Here is a 17,298-nt window from a genome sequence, read left to right on the forward strand (position 1 = left end):
CAATTTAATATCCATACTATTATATTATTAATTTTCATCGTTCAATGAAAACTGCGTGAGATTTTCTCACCTATATCATCTTATTCTACCACATTAACGGTAATCGCGCTGTCCAAAAATTGAACTTCCTACTCTTACAATCGTAGACCCTTCCTCAATAGCAATTTCAAAGTCCGCAGACATTCCCATTGATAGTGTGTCTATATATGCACGCTCTTTAGGGAAGTCGAGTTTCTTGAGTTCTTCAAAAATTCCTTTCGTCTCCTTAAAGTATCTACGGGAATCCTCCGGATTATCCGCCATAGGAGGAATACACATAATACCGCGAACCCGCACAGAATCACATTCAGCCACAATACACTCTATAAGCTCCTGTACATCTCCCTTAGGGATTCCTGTTTTTGACTCCTCCTCAGCAAGGTTAATCTCAATCAGAACATCCATTACAAGACTTGCAGCTGCTGCCCTCTTGTTAATCTCCCTTGCAAGCTTAAGCGAATCAACAGAATGAATCATAATTACCTTATCAATTATCTGCCTAACCTTGTTAGTCTGTAGATGTCCAATGAGATGCCACCTCTCCGGATGGACTTCATCATACTTGCTCAGCAGTTCCTGAACCTTGTTTTCACCAAAGTCAGTAGCCCCTGCATCGATCGCTTCCTTTAGTTCAGCCGGCTCATGCTTCTTCGTAACAGCCATGAGAATTACATCTTCTGGACTTCGTCCCGAGCGCTTTGCAGCAGCATCCTTACGCTTCAATATTTCTAAATAATTGTCCCGAATACTCATTATTTGCTAACATCCTTTGCATTTTTTATATCGCGCCTGCTCGGCGATTTAACAACTTCGTCATAAGTGCTAATCGTCTTGACATAATTGCCTTTGCTATCCATGTATATGTCTTCATATACGGCAGCCTTCTCACCATTATTAGCCTTGATACTAATCGCCTTGAATTTCAGCCTCCCGATTTTATCCTTAGTGATGATGCCTTTTTTGCCATCTTTCTTGACAATGCTTTTAGTCAAAATCACTACACCATCTGAGCTTGATGCAGTAACATTAGCTTTCTCAAATCTACCTGTAGTGAAACCGTCAAAATACTGTCTACATCTAAGAATTATACGCGCACTCTTCCCTTTTCCTTTGTGGAGACCAACGACAACAGCATTCATATTCTTATTAGCAATGGAAATCTTGACATTTTGCCCCTTAGCATAGTGATTGGCCGTCTCTGAATCCGCATAAAAAATATACCACCAGCTACCATTTTCGATTACCTTAAATACAGGTTCACCTTTAGCTACTTTCCCGTCAGACAGCTCACTAATTTTTGACTTTCCTAGTTTTTCAAATTGGTTCTCTGACATATTAAATATATTATCCGAATTCAGGTATTCAAGGCCATCTAGCTTATAAGTGATATATCCTGGATGTTCGGTGTTTCCGTTATCAGTGCTTATAACAGCATCTTCCTTCTTAATCTTCTTCAGAAGAGAATCATACTTATCGCTAGAACTACTAGCTCCTTCTCCAGAGATCTTGACAACCTTAGAGTTTCCCTTTACCAGCTCACCTTCAGTAACTGTACGCTTAACATTCCCTGCTTTTCCAGCTGTGTAAACGGTCTCATTTCTCACTATGTAGCCTTCTGTCTCGTCTTTAACTTCAACGTTTCCGTACTTTGCTACATAAGACCTATCAAAAAGACCTGCAACTGAAGGCAGCACATATACGATTACCAAAACGGTAATCAATGCAATTACATATATCGCTCCCCAGAATAAAGTCTTTTTTTTCTTCATCATCCACACCTCTACAGAATGATTTTACACGAAAGATTGTACTATAACAATGCTTTATCAGCACCTAATTCTCAATAACTGACTCAATTAGAAGACGTTCCTTCTTGGGGTATGCCTTTTCATCAGTTCTGAATTTCTCAACGAATTCCTGCCACATATCAGGTCTTCTTTCTTTTGTTATCCTCATAGATTGCTCAAATCTCCAGAGCTCTATTCTCTTGTGGTCACCGCTAAGTAGAGCCTCTGGAACTTTACCCTCTTCCATGGTCCTTGGCCTTGTGTACTGAGGGTATTCTAGAAGTCCCGAATAGATTGATTCCTCTAGCACTGACTCATCTGATGCCAACACGCCCGGAATAAATCTGGCAACCACATCGACTAGCACCATCGCGGGCAGCTCTCCGCCCGTCAGCACATAGTCCCCAATCGAAATCTCCTCGGCGGAGAGTTCGGTGAGGGCTCGCTCATCAACACCCTCATAGTGCCCGCAGAGGATTGTGAGCTCGCCCTCACCAGCAAGCTCTTCAGCAGTCTCCTGAGAGAGCTTGCGCCCGCGAGGCGACATGTATATAGTTCTGCCTGCGAACTCATTCTGCCTATAACAAGAAACGATAGGCTGAACCTGCATAAGCATACCTGCGCCACCTCCAAAAGGCGTGTCATCGACGCGGCAATGCTTATCCTCAGTATAATCTCTTATATTAACAATATTTAACTCGATAATTTCATTATCGGCAGCCCTTCCTATCATGCTTGACCTAATCGGTTCAAACATCTCTGGAAAGAGGGTCATAATATTAATTCTCATCTACTGCATTCTCTATCTATTATTAAATTAACCCTGGAATTAGTGTGATATCAATAGTGCCATCCTCCAGCGAAACTTCCTTTATAAAGGCATCAACATATGGAATCAGCACCTTTCTGCTGTCCTCAGCTAGAACCACCTCTAGTAAAGTCTGAGATGGATTATCAATCATATCATTTACATCTCCGATGATTTCTCCACTCTCAGAATCGCGAGCACGTAGTCCTATTAAGTCACGGTAATAGTAGTGTCCTGGCTCAAGTTCAGCTAGTTCACTTTCTGGTATGTAAAGTTCTGCACCTGTTAGCTTTTCAGCTGCGGTTCTATCTGCAACATTATAGAACTTCACTACAGGTCTTCCCTTTTGATACCTGATACTCTTAACCTCGAGCTCAATCGATCCATCTACTCCGTAAACTGCATTATCTCCTCCAAACTCTGAATATTTCTTACCATCTACAAGTAGCACCGCCCCCTCATAGAGGTTTTCAGATTCTTCCGCGTAGAGGCGCACCTTGGTCTCCCCCTTTAGGCCAACTGCAGCTCCAACCTTTCCAACACTAACCATCGTATTGTCTTTTGCTAGTGACATATTCTCCTCCTTGGATGCACTCACACCCTCTATCCACACTAAAAATTCACTTCCCTCATTATAGAAAATAAGCATGCGTGAACCACGCATGCCTTGATAATGATAATTGCCCGAGTCGCGCTATTATTCAACGATATCAACAGTGACTCTCTTGTTCTGCTTGATTGCAGCTGCCTTCACAACAGTTCTAATTGCTTTGGCAATGCGTCCCTGTTTGCCAATGATCTTACCCATGTCCTCTTTTGCAACGCTGAGTTTAATCACTATCTCGTTGCCGTTCACTTCTTCAGTCACGACAACATCGGCAGGCCTTGATACTAGTGCTTTGGCAATTGATTCAACTAAGCCGGCCATTATCTCTTCCTTCCTACTTCAAGCAACCCGACTTCTTGAGCAGCGCTCTTACGGTGTCGGTAGGCTGTGCTCCGTTAGCAAGCCACTTCTGTGCAGCCTCGTTATCGATATTGATCTCTGCTGGATCCTTAAGAGGATTGTATGTACCAATCTCTTCGATAAATCTTCCATTTCTTGGAGTTCTTGAATCTGCAACTACTACTCTGTAGAAAGGCTTCTTGTGAGCTCCCATTCTCTTTAATCTGATCTTAACCATTTGTTCCTCCTGATTATCTTTAAAAAATAATATTTATGCTTAACAAATAAATTTGTTATAAGCTAACCCATTAGTCCTCTAAAAAGTTTGTTCTTCTTAAGTGCCGCCGGATTATTAAACTTCTTCATCATCGACTTCATCTCATCAAACTGCTTGATAAGTTGGTTGATGCTCTGTACCGTCTGACCGCTTCCAGCTGCGATACGTTTTCTCCTACTTGCGTTTAAAATATTTGGATTCTCACGCTCTGCATTAGTCATCGATTGGATAATCGCCTTCATTCTATCGAGGTCTTTCTTACCCTTCTCGAAATCAATCTGTTTCTTATCAGCTGCTGAGATTCCGGGAATCATATCGATAAGCTTCGCAATTCCGCCCATCTTGCTGATCTGTCCCATCTGCTCTAGGAAATCATTCAGGTCGAATTGATTCTTCCTAAACTTCGCTTCCATTCTTGCAGCTTCTTCTTCGGTATAAGCATTTTCAGCCTGTTCGATGAGGCTCATGACATCGCCCATTCCGAGGATTCTCGAAGCTATCCTGTCTGGGTGGAATGGCTCGAGGGCATTATACTTCTCACCAGTACCCATGAACTTAATTGGCTTGCCAGTAACCATCTTGGTTGATAGCGCAGCACCTCCGCGGGAATCTCCGTCCATCTTGGTCATGATTATGCCATCTATGCCGAGTTTCTCATTGAACCCCTCTGCGATGTTAACCGCATCCTGACCTGTGAGTGCATCAACCGCAAGTAGAATCTCGTGAGGTCTAATGCCCTTCTTCAACTGAACCAGCTCTTCCATCAGTGCTTCATCTATCTGCAAACGTCCTGCTGTATCGACAATCAGAACGTTACAGCCCTTACGCTGAGCCTCTTCTAGAGCAGCCTTAGCGATAACCAGTGGCTCATTCGACTCCCTCATGGTATACACAGGAGTATTTACAGCCTTACCAACTACCTCTAGCTGATCTATAGCCGCTGGCCTATACACGTCACATGCGCATAGCATCGGCTTCTTGCCATTCTGCTTTAGCCAAGCAGCCAGCTTTCCACAGGTTGTTGTCTTACCAGTACCCTGGAGACCAACCATCATATAAACAGTAAATCCACTTGGCGAATATGTGAGCTTGCTGTTCGCTCCGCCCATCATGTCAACAAGCTCTTCCTTCACAATCTTGAGCACTTGCTGCCCTGGAGTAAGACTCTTGAGCACATCTGCACCCATCGCCTTCTCTTTAATAGTAGCAATAAATTGCTTTACGACCTTGAAGTTAACATCAGCCTCGAGTAGCGCTAGCTTTACCTCGCGCATCGCCGCATCGATGTCCTTCTCACTTACAACACCTTTGCCTCGTAGATTTCGAAATGTTTCTTGTAATTTTTCCGATAAACCTTCGAATGCCATACCTTATCCTATCTCTCCATATATGAAGGCTCTTATAGATCGAGAGCCCTATGCATAAATTCATTCATCTTTGAAAGTGCTCCGCGAAGCTCCTCCGCATCATCCACCGAGCTCATGCTTTCCAGCAGGTTATCAGCTTCAGAAATCAGAGCATTATTAGCTTTCCACTCTGCAACGAGCCCTAGCGCAGCTTCGTACTTCTCAAGGCTGCTCTCTGCTTTCTTGAGTACGTAGTGAACACCTTGCCTACTGAGTCCAAGTTCTTCTGCAATCTCTGTCAGCGACAGATTATCCTCATGATAGAGATCCATAATCTCGCGCTTGTTCTCATCTAGCAGACTACCGTAGAAGTCATACATTAAGCTCGCATATTCAACATTGCTTATAATTTCTTTCATACCGTAAAACTATAACATAACAAAAAACAGCTGTCAAGTATTTCTCTTGACAGCTGTACCTTTCTTTTGATTTATCTGGTTTCCCAGTTCCTATTTACAAAGCTCTTACTTCATTTGCCGAACGCACTTCTCTATGAGCTCTCAGCTCTTCGAGATCTTCTACAGAATACTCCACCGCTATATCTAGATGTTTTCCAAACTGTTCTCCGTACTTCTTCTTGTTTAATACAAAGAATGCCGCTCCCATCAGAGCCCATCCGCCGGCCATCAGCCACTCCTGCATCGCAAGCGTGCTTCCTGAGCCTGGAATCAGGTACATAGATACCATTCCTCCAGATAGGACAGTCGCCATAACACCTACAAACTTATAGTGCTTTACGCGATAAGGTCTTGGCATATCAGGCGCCTTACGTCTTAATATAAGGAACGAAATTGATACCATGCAGTAAGCTAGACAGCAGCCGAGATTTCCTGCATCACATATCCATACGAGCATCTGCCTACCCGCAAGAGGAGCGAGCATTGAGATAACTCCGATTAATATTAGTGCATTTACAGGTGTCTTGTACTTATGATGTAACTTGGCAAACGCCTTCGGTATCATGTTCGAATCAGCCATCGAATACATCGCACGGCTTCCGCCAATCATAAACGAGTTCCAGCTAGTAACGATTCCGCACAAACCACCGATTATAACTACATCCGCCATCTTTTTCATTCCGTAAGCTTTTGCCATAGCATCAGCCGTTACTAGTCCAACGTCACCCATCGATGCACTAATCTCCGAAGAATTCATCAGATAACCAACTGCTAGTATTACTAGCGAATAGAATGCAACCGCCATCATAATTGACATTATGAGAATCTTACCTATCTTCTTTAGTGATCCCTGTATCTCCTCAGCAGCTTGCGGAATTACGTCAAAACCAATGAAAAAGAATGGTGTCATTACCGCTACATGTAACACATGACTTAAGGTAGACTGTTTCCCCTTGCCTGCAAAAAGCTGTGGCATAAGGTTGCCTATATCTCCTTTAACGATAGATGTTCCGATGAGCAGTATGCCCACACTAAAGATTATAGCTGTAAGTATCGTCTGAACTATTGCCGCCGTCTTTGCTCCCTTGATATTGACAAAAGTCATAAGAGCAGCAATTGTAGAGGCTAGAGCAAGCCAAGATGCATAAATGTCAAAGCCCGCAACAGTATATAGGTAGCCCTTCAGGAATCCTGGGAATATATAAGAAATAATCGTTGGGAATGCACATGCCTCAAAGCAACCAACTCCGACGTATCCAAGTATAATTCCCCACGTACAGATGAATGATCCGGTTGCTCCCATCGCCTTGTAGCTGAACACATGCTCTCCACCGCACTGCGGCATAGCTGCAGTAAGCTCTGCATAAGTAAGTCCTACAAAGAAAATCATTATGCCTCCAAGTACAAATCCAATTGCCGCTCCGAGCACACCGCCTCTATTTATCCAGTCACCAGTTGAGATTACCCATCCCCAACCAATCATCGCACCAAAAGCTATTACTAATATATCTTTCGATGATAGTACTTTATCGAATTCAGATTGTTTCGTCATTTAAGACACATCCTTTCAAATGTTTATAATCGATGTTGTGTTTCTTTCGTATGCTTTGATATATAATTGAATCTATAATCGTATTAACTGATAGACGTATTATATTAATGAAATAGCTAGTCATAATACAAGATTTCCAAGTGACAACACCTACTGACAACATCATTTTATCTTGATATGTTCACTTTGTCAAAAGTTTATTTTGTGAAGATTTTTTTATCTATTACTATCTATATTCTTTTTATTATTTTGCTCTAATTGTTTGTATCACCTTGATAAGTCACTTAAAACTAATAGAATTGTTTTAATATACTTTATTAATTTAATAAGGTATTGTTTTTCAATTGTAAAAATTGATTTTATTTACTATGGAGGAAACAATGAAAAGAAAACTTGTTGCATTTTTAATAGTATGCATCGTTATGCTGACAGGCTGTGGCGGCGGTTCTAATTCGGATTCTAAGAAGCTTGATAACAACTCAAAAGTTACTAAGAGCAACTTCAAGAAATTCCCTGCTACTGATGGCAAACTATTCGAGTACACCCTTGCTGATGATGGAGATGTTAATCATATCAAGATTACAGGTATAAAGACTCCTGATGAGATAAGCTTAAGGTCGTTGTAGTCCCTAAGACTATCACCGTCAAGACAGTTGATGGGAACGTTAAGAAAACTGTAGTTGCAGTATCAGGGCTTTCTAATCTTAAAAAAGCTGAGGCTATAGTGCTCCCTAACACTGTGAAGGAAATCGGTGATAGCGCTTTTGTTAATAATGACAAGCTCAGATTTGTTCACCTAGGAGATTCTGTGGAAAAAACTGGCGGAAAATTATTTATAAACTCTCCTATTGAGTTCATAGATATTCCAGATAGCATGCAGCATATGGGTAACACGCTGAATAATTATACTTTGCTTAACGATCAGATTGCACAGTCAATTGGTAGTGATCGTCCTCTAAAGTACATTAGGATTCCTGGTACACTTACAGATTTCAGCAATCTTTACCTACCTGCACAAGAAGGTAAAGGCCCAATAGTAAAAACTCCTAAAGGTAGCGAAGGTGAAAAGTGGACTAAGTACTGGGGCTTCAAAGTTGAGTACATAAAAGGCAAAGTTGTCACTCCTGAAAGATCTCTTTGGGGAGAACAGCTTGAGAAACAGCAAGCTGAAAAGAACAAAGAATCTGAATAGGTTATTCTATAGGTCATTTGTATTTGTTTTTCAATTATTTGACTAAGAATGTTATAAACAATCCCTTCTATCTATTTAAGGGATTGTTTTATTTTTAAAAGAAACCTCAATTATATTAGTCCTACCACTATTATGATATAATTAATAATATGGTTTGTGTTTACAGGAGGTCACCCTATGTCATCAATTGAAGATACTAGAGTTTACGAATCGAGATACCAGCAGATTGCTGTTGAAATGGCTGAGAAAATCGCTGAAGGTTGGTATGAAGTAGGTGACCGAATCACCTCACGCTCAACTATAGCCACAACATTTCATGTATCACCAGAGACTGCTAGAAAGGCCATGCAAGTCCTCGTTGATATGGGAATAGTTACAGTAAAGCACGGAAGTGGTACCTACGTTGCTTCTCGCGAGAAAGCCCAGCTTTATTTTGAGAAATTTCACGATACCGTCTCTATAGCGCAGACAAGAGAGCAAATTGTTGAAGCCATTGCCACTCAGCGCCGTGATCTTGAGCATCTCGCTAAGCTCCTTGACGAGTTAGTAGCTCGAAACACTAGAGATCACAACACATCTTACCTGACTCCACACGATATGAAAATAGATGCTAACTGCAACTTTATAGGACAGTCAATTGGAGAACTTGATATCTGGCAGCAGACCGAAGCCACAATCGTAGCGGTAAAGCGCGGTGACGAGACCAACATATCACCTGGACCTTATGAGAGGGTGCAGGTAGGTGATGTAATTCTATTTGTCGGAAGCGACCTATCGAGACAGAAGATGCTCAACCTCTTCAACTCACCAACGCCAGACCCAGCATCACTCACAGACTAATCTAAGTGCAAAGATTTTCAGAATCGAACACCAACAAAACAAAAGGAGAACCATGGCAAAGTACACCCTGGTTCTCCTTTCATTATTTTATGTATCCCTTTTTACGAATTCCGTTATACCAGACCCTTCTGCCAGTATTAACACCCCTTTTAGTTCAATCTATATGTCCAATAACCTTATTTTACGCATCTTTTACGCAAGATAAATTATCTTCTTATCCGCTTATCTTCATTTATTGCCATTCTCGTTCCAACAGTCTGGAATATCTGTACTAGCACAATGAGTAAGAATACAGCGATGAACATTACAAGCTTCTCTGACCGGTAGTAACCGTAGTTAATCGCAATTTTACCGAGACCACCGCCGCCGATAATTCCCGACATAGCAGAGTAGCTAAGCACTGTTGTAAGTGCAATTGTTATATTCGATATCAGCGATGGGACGCTCTCAGGAATCAAAACCCTGAAGATAATCTGAAAAGGGCTTGCCCCCATGCTCACTGCGGTTTCTATGATATTGCCATCCACCTCTCTGAGGCTACTCTCAACAAGTCTAGCTACAAATGGGAATGCTGCAAATACAAGTGGCACTATAGTCGGTACTGTCCCGACAACTGTATGTGCGAAAAACCTCGTAACCGGAAAAACCATAATCATCAGAATTAGAAACGGGATGGACCTAAGCAAATTTATAACCGCATTAAGCACCGATAGTATAAACTTTGGTAATGGCAATATTCCGTCCTTTTCTCCGACTACAAGCAATACGCCTAGCGGAAGACCTACAACTAGTGCGAGGAATGTCGAGATTATCGTTACATATACAGTCTCCCATATGGCGAACGGAATTTCATTTTGCAATATATCAAGCGCAAGTTTTGTAGATTCGGGACTAAACATTCGCCTCACCTCCTATATCATTGTTTTCTATGGGTTTTTTATCACCTCTGTATTTAGAGCCGCCAACAGTAACAGTTACACCATGAGCTGCACTGAGATATTTAACAGCTTCATCTACAATCTTTGGATCATTTGGGACCTCTAGCACAATCCTTCCAAAAGCTTTTCCTTCTACAGACTTTGTCGACGCATAGATAATGCTAGCACAAATCCCTTTATCTTGCGCTAGAGAAGTAATCAGTGGAGCGTGTGTAGTCTCAGATTCATTAAATAAAACTTCTATTGTCTCCGAGCTCTCTGAAGCCACAATCGCTTCCTGTCTCTCCGGAAATACTAATCTCTTCGCTGCTTCAGATTTTGGATTTGCGAAAATTTCAGAAACCTTACCGCGTTCAACAATCTCTCCATGGTCGATTATGGCAACCTTGTCGCAAATGCTCTGTACAACCGACATCTGATGTGTGATTATAACCACTGTAATCCCAAGTTTTTTATTGATATCACGAATGAGGTCTAGTATCTGGCCTGTCGTCTTTGGATCGAGTGCACTTGTCGCCTCATCACAGAGCAAAACCTTAGGATTAGTTGCTAGCGCTCTTGCAATCGCAACTCTCTGCCTCTGTCCACCAGATAACTGTGCTGGAAATACAGACGCCTTATCTTCTAGACCTACTAGCTCCAAAAGTTCATTGACAGCTTTTCTCGACTTCTTTTTATTAACGCCTGCAAACTTTAATGGCAGTTTGACATTTTCTCTAACGTTTTTCTGCATAAGTAGATTGAAGCTTTGAAAAATCATCGTAACATCACGGCGAATTTTCCTAAGCTGCCAGTCCTGGAGTTTGGTTAGATCAATATCATCGATTAAAACCTCTCCCGACGTTGGTTTTTCTATCATATTTATGCAGCGCACGAGCGTGCTCTTCCCCGCACCACTCATTCCGATAATTCCGTAGATTTCACCGTCTTCTACTGTAAAATTAATGTTTTTTAATGCCTCGACAGTACCAACTTCTGTCTTGAACGTCTTGTTTAAATTCTTTATCTCTATCATGCTCTATCATCCTCCCTAAACTCAACAATCCGGCGCCATATCGCATATTGTACGCGCTAGTTGCTAGAAGCAGCTTGCTCATCGCATGCGTTGTCCGCCGGATTATTAGTTTAATTTTGATTTACTTGAGTTTCTTAAGCTTATCTAGAGAATCTGACTTTCCAGCATATAGACCCATTGGCTCATTGTGGATTGCAGCTACAGATACTACCTTTGTACCCTGCTTCTTGTTAAAGTCATCTAGATATGGTACGTGCTGGAAGTAGTTAGCATCAACCTCTCCACTATCAACCACCTTGTTAGGCTGTACGTAATCTGTGAACTCTTTAATCTCAAGGTTAATTCCCTTCTTAGCCAGAATTTTCTTAGCTTCCTGTAGAATCTCAGCATGTGGTGTTGGAGATGCAGCAACTGTGATAGTTGTGCCCTTTAGTGCAGCATAGTTAACGCTTGAATCGTAACCATCAGTTGGGTTCTTAACAACGCTTACTATGGAGCCATCATATTTCTTCTTAATGAAGTTAGCAACTTCTTTGCTCTCTAAAGCAGCCTTAAGCGCCTTAATCTTATCGCTGTTCTGATTTCCTTCCTTAACTGCAAGGATATTCGCGTAATCAGCAGCACTATCTTCTTTTATGAGCGAGTCCTTAACTGGGTTAAGCTTAGCTTCGATTGCGTAGTTTGAGTTGATAACACCGAAATCTACATCCTTTAGAGTATTTGAAACCTGAGCCGCTTCCACTTCCTTAAACTCAATTCCATTAGCATCCTCAACATCCTTAATAGTAGCAGTTATGCCAGCACCCTTCTTTAGCTTGATGTATCCATTCTTCTCAAGTAGAAGAAGTGCTCTTGCTTCGTTTGTTGCATCGTTTGGTATAGCGATTGTTACCTTTTCGGATTTCTTTCCGCATCCAGACAGGACTCCTACAGATGCGAGTATTACCACTAGCAGTGTAACTGCTGTAATTCTAATCTTTGATTTTCCCTTAATGTTCATGTTAGTTTGTTCCTTTCTTATTTGCTTACTTGCTATTCTTTTTCATTTAAGTGTTAACGTGTTTATTTTACTTTAGGCAATAAAAAACTGCCCACATCTCATGCAGACAGCTCATTCGATTACAGTCTTGATGATTGTCTTCGCTAAGAGTCGCTCTCCTTTATTCAGCTCTTATTGTAACTAGCTGACTTGATTATCTATAACTCTTAGCAGATAAAACATCGCAAATGGCGTTCTGCTTATTCAAATATTCTGTTGTCCACATGCACATTCGCATCTCTCTTGAATTTTTTACGCAGATCATTGCGATATCTCCTCTCTCTTTGATGTCCTAATGATACAACGAAAACAAAATCCCGTCTAATTCGTATATATTATTCCTAGCTATAGATTCAACCTATAGAAATGAGCACATAGTGATAAGCTGTGTCAAATAGATGTATTAGTTAGCATCAATATATAAAAGCCTGAAGAGAAATATAATAAATTCCATTTCCCTTCAGGCTAAATTTAACAAGATATGTTTTGCGAAAAAAATGCAAATGATTTATGAAGTATATTTCTCCATCATGCTTTCAAACCCGCAGCCAAGCACATTATTATAAAACTCAGCAAGATTCCACATTACCTCGGTCTTTAAATCTGGATAGTTATGTATTTCATGGCGATATCCAGAATATAGCTGCGTCTTAACATCATGACCTGTGTCGGTAAGCCAATTTGTAACCTCGTAAACACCTCTACCGTACTGCCCTACAGGGTCTTGATCGCCTGCAATATTGTATATCTTAATATGGGTAGGTACCTTAGCTGCCCATTCTGGACCAGTAATATAATCAATCATCTCACAAAAGTATAGAAACGCTTGATTAGTTGTAGGCTTCGTAAAAGCATCTAACGGATCTTCCGCATGATCTCTCTGTACATAAGGGTCCTTGCAAATCCATTCATTCCCTATAGTCACTTCCTCATCGCAGCGAGCAAACATCCATCCCATAAGCGAACTTGCAACAGTAGGATCTGACTCCTTGCTCTTACCATCGGATAATATTTTTTTCAGACTATCAATGCTAGCCTGAAGGTCTGGCCATATACCAGAAGTTCCGCATAACGTTACAGCAGTCAGTTCATCACCGTACTTCGACATAAAATCTCTAGCGATGAAAGAACCCATGCTATGTCCAAATAGCATATATGGGAGATTTGGATATTTTTCCTTAGTAATCTCCATGAGAGTGTGTTCATCTTCCATCATGGTGTGGAATCCTTCATCTCCCCAATCACCCCAGTTATCATTAATAATAGCAGTTTTACCATGACCTACATGGTCATCGGCAGCAACAATATAACCCTCATCTAACAAGTTAACAATCATATGAAGGTATCTGCGTGAATGCTCACCAAACCCATGTATTATCTGAACAATACCTTTAGGTTCACAAGCAGGAACGTAAATCCATGCCTGAACATCATCTCTCTTATTATAAGAACGGAAACTAAACTCATGTAACATAATAGTTCTCCTTTCAGAAAACAGTAAAATATTAGATAAATTAAGATTAACACAGGTAATATTACAAGTCGAGCATATAGTGGTTGCTATAAATTAATAATACGTAACGATTAAAATAAACAAACAAAAACAGTTAAAAAAACAAACCATAAAGAAACTAGAATAAACTCAGTCAAAAGCTTATAAATAAAAAGCATACCATATAGGCAGACTAAATAAAAGCATAAAAAAACCGGCGACGTCCTAATTTCCCAGGCAGCTTCCCACCAAGTATCTTTAGCGCTAAAGAGCTTAACTTCTGTGTTCGGGATGGAAACAGGTGTAACCTCTCTGCTATTGTCACCGGATTATGTAAATCGCTTTCGCAATCTACTCATATTTTGTAGTAAGATGTGTCTTCATCATCTTCTACGCTTTTGAGAGATGTACCCTCAAAATTGAATAACCACCTCATGCTTAAAACCATTTGGTCAAGTGTTCGACCTATTAGTATCAGTCAGCTCAATACGTTACCGTACTTACACCTCTGACCTATCAACGTGATAGTCTCTCACGGGTCTTACCTTTCGGAGGAAATCTTATCTTGAGGGGGGCTTCGCACTTAGATGCTTTCAGCGCTTATCCCTTCCATACGTAGCTACCCGGCTATGCCCTTGGCAGAACAACCGGTACACCAGAGGTATGTCCATCCCGGTCCTCTCGTACTAAGGATAGCTCCTCTCAAATTTCCAACGCCCACAGCGGATAGGGACCGAACTGTCTCACGACGTTCTGAACCCAGCTCGCGTACCTCTTTAATGGGCGAACAGCCCAACCCTTGGGACCTACTTCAGCCCCAGGATGAGACGAGCCGACATCGAGGTGCCAAACACCCCCGTCGATGTGAACTCTTGGGGGGTATAAGCCTGTTATCCCCGGGGTAGCTTTTATCCGTTGAGCGATGGCCCTTCCACTCGGAACCACCGGATCACTAAGCCCGACTTTCGTCCCTGCTCGACCTGTATGTCTCGCAGTCAAGCTCCCTTTTGCCTTTGCACTCTTCGCGCGATTTCCGTCCGCGCTGAGGGAACCTTTGGGCGCCTCCGTTACTCTTTAGGAGGCGACCGCCCCAGTCAAACTGCCCACCTGACACTGTCCCTGTACCGGATCACGGTACTAGGTTAGATTTCCAACATTACAAGGGTGGTATCCCAACGGTGACTCCTCCAACACTGGCGTGCTGAATTCTTCGTCTCCCACCTATCCTGTACATGCAATGCCGAAAATCAATATCAAGCTACAGTGAAGCTCCACGGGGTCTTTCCGTCCTGCTGCGGGTAACCGGCATCTTTACCGGTACTACAATTTCACCGAGCCTATTGTTGAGACAGTGTCCAGATCATTACGCCTTTCGTGCGGGTCGGAACTTACCCGACAAGGAATTTCGCTACCTTAGGACCGTTATAGTTACGGCCGCCGTTTACTGGGGCTTAAGTTCTGTGCTTCGGTTGCCCTAACACTTCCCCTTAACCTTCCAGCACCGGGCAGGCGTCAGCCCCTATACATCAGCTTTCGCTTTAGCAGAGACCTGTGTTTTTGGTAAACAGTTGCCTGGACCTCTTCACTGCGGCCTGCCGAAGCAGGCACCCCTTCTCCCGAAGTTACGGGGTTATTTTGCCGAGTTCCTTAACAATAGTTCGCTCGCTCACCTTAGGATTCTCTCCTCATCTACCTGTGTCGGTTTGCGGTACGGGCACCTTGGATCTCATTAGCGGCTTTTCTTGACAGCGTGAAATCGATTGCTACCGGTCATTTGACCACCCCATCACAGCTCAACCTTATAGAAAGCGGATTTGCCTACTTTCTAGCCTTACTGCTTGGACACGCTCAACCAACGGCGTGCTCAATCTATCCTTCTGTGTCCCCACTTCATTCAAACAATCCTTGGTGGTACAGGAATATCAACCTGTTGTCCATCGCCTACAGCGTTCGCTCTCGGCTTAGGTCCCGACTTACCCTGAGAGGACGAACCTTCCTCAGGAAACCTTAGATTTTCGGCGGACGGGATTCTCACCCGCCTTACGCTACTCATGCCAACATTCTCTCTTCTATACCGTCCAGATTTGCTTTCACGCCTCCTTCTACCTATATAGAATGCTCCTCTACCAATTAGTTATACTAATTCCAAAGCTTCGGTGGTAAGTTTGAGCCCCGTTTATCTTCGGCGCAGGATCACTCGACTAGTGAGCTATTACGCACTCTTTAAATGTATGGCTGCTTCTAAGCCAACATCCTAGCTGTTTGTGCAATCCCACATCCTTTTCCACTTAACTTACTCTTTGGGACCTTAGCTGTTGATCTGGGCTGTTTCCCTTTCGACCATGGAACTTATCTCTCATAGTCTGACTCCCAAGTATGATATCACGGTATTCGGAGTTTGATAGTTGTTGGTAACCGGTGAAGGCCCCGCGAACAGTCAGTGCTCTACCCCCGCGTATCTTTACCTTGAGGCTAGCCCTAAAGCTATTTCGAGGAGAACCAGCTATATCCGAGTTCGATTGGAATTTCACCGCTATCCACAAGTCATCCTAACCTTTTTCAACAGATATAGGTTCGGTCCTCCATAACCTTTTACGGTTACTTCAACCTGCTCATGGATAGGTCACCCGGTTTCGGGTCTACAGCATGTAACTCTCGCCCTATTCAGACTCGATTTCTCTACGGCTCCATTGCTCCAGCAACTTAACCTCGCTACATACCATAACTCGTTGGCCCGTTCTACAAAAAGTACTAGGTCACTTGCGCTCCCTATGCTTGTAAGCATCAGGTTTCAGATTCTATTTCACTCCCCTCCCGGGGTTCTTTTCACCTTTCCCTCACGGTACTATTCGCTATCGGTCACTGGGTAGTATTTAGGCTTGGAGGGTGGTCCCTCCTGCTTCAGACCGGGTTACACGTGTCCGGTCCTACTCTGGTGCCACCTATGCGCTTTCTGCTTCGCCTACAGGAGTATTACCTTCTTTGCTTGAGCTTTCCAACCCTATTCGGCTCGCATAACTTCGTCAATGTCGGTGGTCCACAACCCCAAACTGTAAACAGTCTGGTTTGGCCTCTTTCCCTTTCGCTCGCCGCTACTCAGGAAATCGATTTTTCTTTCTCTTCCTAGGGCTACTTAGATGTTTCAGTTCACCCCGTTCCCTTCATTAAGCTATGTATTCACTTAATGATACATACGCATTACCGTATGTGGGTTCCCCCATTCGGAAATCTGCGGGTATATCGGATATGTGCTCCTTACCGCAGCTTATCGCAGCTTATCACGTCCTTCTTCGGCTCCCAGTGCCAAGGCATCCACCCGATGCTCTTTGTACTTGACCATTCATCTCTTTCGAAATGTTCTCTTGCCTAGTTAGCGTTAACTAGGTCTTATTCACTATTGTATTTTCTCTCAGTGAATTCTGGTTTCTCTCAACAAATAGTCTGTTTGAAATCGTTACCCAATTTGAATCTCCTTCTAGAAGATTCGGCTTGTATCTCGATTCGTTGTCTATTTGTCTTCATTTACACTTGGTGTGTTATTCAATTTTCAAGGTACATCCTGCCACATT

Annotated in this window: 16 protein-coding genes and 2 rRNA genes; 3 read left to right on the plus strand and 15 right to left on the minus strand. The window is 42.5% G+C overall.

The genetic code is table 11. The features are described 5' to 3' along the window. Positions 1 to 93: 93 nt before the first annotated feature. The 9 genes from QU661_RS06815 to QU661_RS06855 all read right to left on the minus strand — a co-directional run bounded on the left by QU661_RS06815 (position 94) and on the right by QU661_RS06855 (position 7,213). Positions 94 to 792 (minus strand): YggS family pyridoxal phosphate-dependent enzyme, encoded by a 699-nt coding sequence (locus tag QU661_RS06815; RefSeq protein ID WP_304989499.1) that lies wholly within the window; start codon positions 790 to 792, stop codon positions 94 to 96. Continuing rightward, on the minus strand, positions 792 to 1,811 hold the full coding sequence (locus tag QU661_RS06820; RefSeq protein WP_304989500.1) for a biotin/lipoyl attachment domain-containing protein: 1,020 nt from the start codon (positions 1,809 to 1,811) through the stop codon (positions 792 to 794). Before QU661_RS06820 ends, QU661_RS06815 begins: the two co-directional genes overlap by 1 nt. A gap of 61 nt (positions 1,812 to 1,872) precedes the next feature. Then, complete coding sequence (trmD, locus tag QU661_RS06825) at positions 1,873 to 2,616, minus strand: tRNA (guanosine(37)-N1)-methyltransferase TrmD (protein ID WP_304989501.1); 744 nt, start codon at positions 2,614 to 2,616, stop codon at positions 1,873 to 1,875. A 22-nt stretch (positions 2,617 to 2,638) separates the two neighbouring features. Beyond that, positions 2,639 to 3,208: a ribosome maturation factor RimM gene (rimM, locus tag QU661_RS06830; protein WP_304989502.1), complete on the minus strand. Its 570-nt coding sequence runs from the start codon at positions 3,206 to 3,208 to the stop codon at positions 2,639 to 2,641. Between the two features lie 123 nt (positions 3,209 to 3,331). Then, complete coding sequence (locus QU661_RS06835) at positions 3,332 to 3,562, minus strand: KH domain-containing protein (protein WP_304989503.1); 231 nt, start codon at positions 3,560 to 3,562, stop codon at positions 3,332 to 3,334. Positions 3,563 to 3,575: 13 nt separating this feature from the next. Then, complete coding sequence (rpsP, locus tag QU661_RS06840; RefSeq protein WP_094234694.1) at positions 3,576 to 3,818, minus strand: 30S ribosomal protein S16; 243 nt, start codon at positions 3,816 to 3,818, stop codon at positions 3,576 to 3,578. Positions 3,819 to 3,880: 62 nt separating this feature from the next. After that, a complete protein-coding gene (gene ffh, locus QU661_RS06845; protein WP_304989504.1) occupies positions 3,881 to 5,224 on the minus strand; it encodes a signal recognition particle protein in 1,344 nt (447 codons plus the stop codon). Between the two features lie 32 nt (positions 5,225 to 5,256). After that, entirely contained in the window at positions 5,257 to 5,622 is a 366-nt protein-coding gene (locus tag QU661_RS06850) for a sigma factor-like helix-turn-helix DNA-binding protein (protein WP_304989505.1), read from the minus strand. Between the two features lie 94 nt (positions 5,623 to 5,716). Continuing rightward, complete coding sequence (locus QU661_RS06855) at positions 5,717 to 7,213, minus strand: APC family permease (protein WP_304989506.1); 1,497 nt, start codon at positions 7,211 to 7,213, stop codon at positions 5,717 to 5,719. 380 nt (positions 7,214 to 7,593) lie between these two features. Between QU661_RS06855 and QU661_RS06860 the strand changes: the two genes are divergently transcribed. The 3 genes from QU661_RS06860 (at position 7,594) to QU661_RS06870 (ending at position 9,245) form a co-directional block, all read left to right on the plus strand. Beyond that, positions 7,594 to 7,839, plus strand: a complete 246-nt coding sequence (locus QU661_RS06860) for a hypothetical protein (protein WP_304989507.1) — start codon at positions 7,594 to 7,596, stop codon at positions 7,837 to 7,839. 98 nt (positions 7,840 to 7,937) lie between these two features. After that, positions 7,938 to 8,405 carry a leucine-rich repeat protein gene (locus QU661_RS06865; protein WP_304989508.1) on the plus strand — a complete coding sequence of 156 codons (468 nt, stop codon included), beginning with the start codon at positions 7,938 to 7,940 and terminating at the stop codon, positions 8,403 to 8,405. A gap of 177 nt (positions 8,406 to 8,582) precedes the next feature. After that, on the plus strand, positions 8,583 to 9,245 hold the full coding sequence (locus tag QU661_RS06870) for a GntR family transcriptional regulator (protein ID WP_304989509.1): 663 nt from the start codon (positions 8,583 to 8,585) through the stop codon (positions 9,243 to 9,245). 206 nt (positions 9,246 to 9,451) lie between these two features. On the opposite strand, the gene QU661_RS06875 is transcribed toward QU661_RS06870, so the two are convergent. From QU661_RS06875 to QU661_RS06900, 6 genes are all read right to left on the minus strand, one after another. Then, positions 9,452 to 10,144, minus strand: a complete 693-nt coding sequence (locus QU661_RS06875) for a methionine ABC transporter permease (protein WP_304989510.1) — start codon at positions 10,142 to 10,144, stop codon at positions 9,452 to 9,454. Then, positions 10,137 to 11,198: a methionine ABC transporter ATP-binding protein gene (locus QU661_RS06880; protein WP_304989511.1), complete on the minus strand. Its 1,062-nt coding sequence runs from the start codon at positions 11,196 to 11,198 to the stop codon at positions 10,137 to 10,139. Before QU661_RS06880 ends, QU661_RS06875 begins: the two co-directional genes overlap by 8 nt. A gap of 121 nt (positions 11,199 to 11,319) precedes the next feature. Then, positions 11,320 to 12,198 carry a MetQ/NlpA family ABC transporter substrate-binding protein gene (locus QU661_RS06885; protein ID WP_304989512.1) on the minus strand — a complete coding sequence of 293 codons (879 nt, stop codon included), beginning with the start codon at positions 12,196 to 12,198 and terminating at the stop codon, positions 11,320 to 11,322. Positions 12,199 to 12,745: 547 nt separating this feature from the next. Further along, complete coding sequence (locus QU661_RS06890; RefSeq protein WP_304989513.1) at positions 12,746 to 13,711, minus strand: alpha/beta fold hydrolase; 966 nt, start codon at positions 13,709 to 13,711, stop codon at positions 12,746 to 12,748. A 230-nt stretch (positions 13,712 to 13,941) separates the two neighbouring features. Beyond that, positions 13,942 to 14,058: ribosomal RNA gene (rrf, locus tag QU661_RS06895) — 5S ribosomal RNA — on the minus strand. Between the two features lie 118 nt (positions 14,059 to 14,176). Then, positions 14,177 to 17,068 (minus strand): 23S ribosomal RNA (locus QU661_RS06900). Positions 17,069 to 17,298: the final 230 nt, after the last annotated feature.

Source organism: Mogibacterium neglectum (assembly GCF_030644205.1).
GTDB classification, from domain to species: domain Bacteria; phylum Bacillota; class Clostridia; order Peptostreptococcales; family Anaerovoracaceae; genus Mogibacterium; species Mogibacterium neglectum.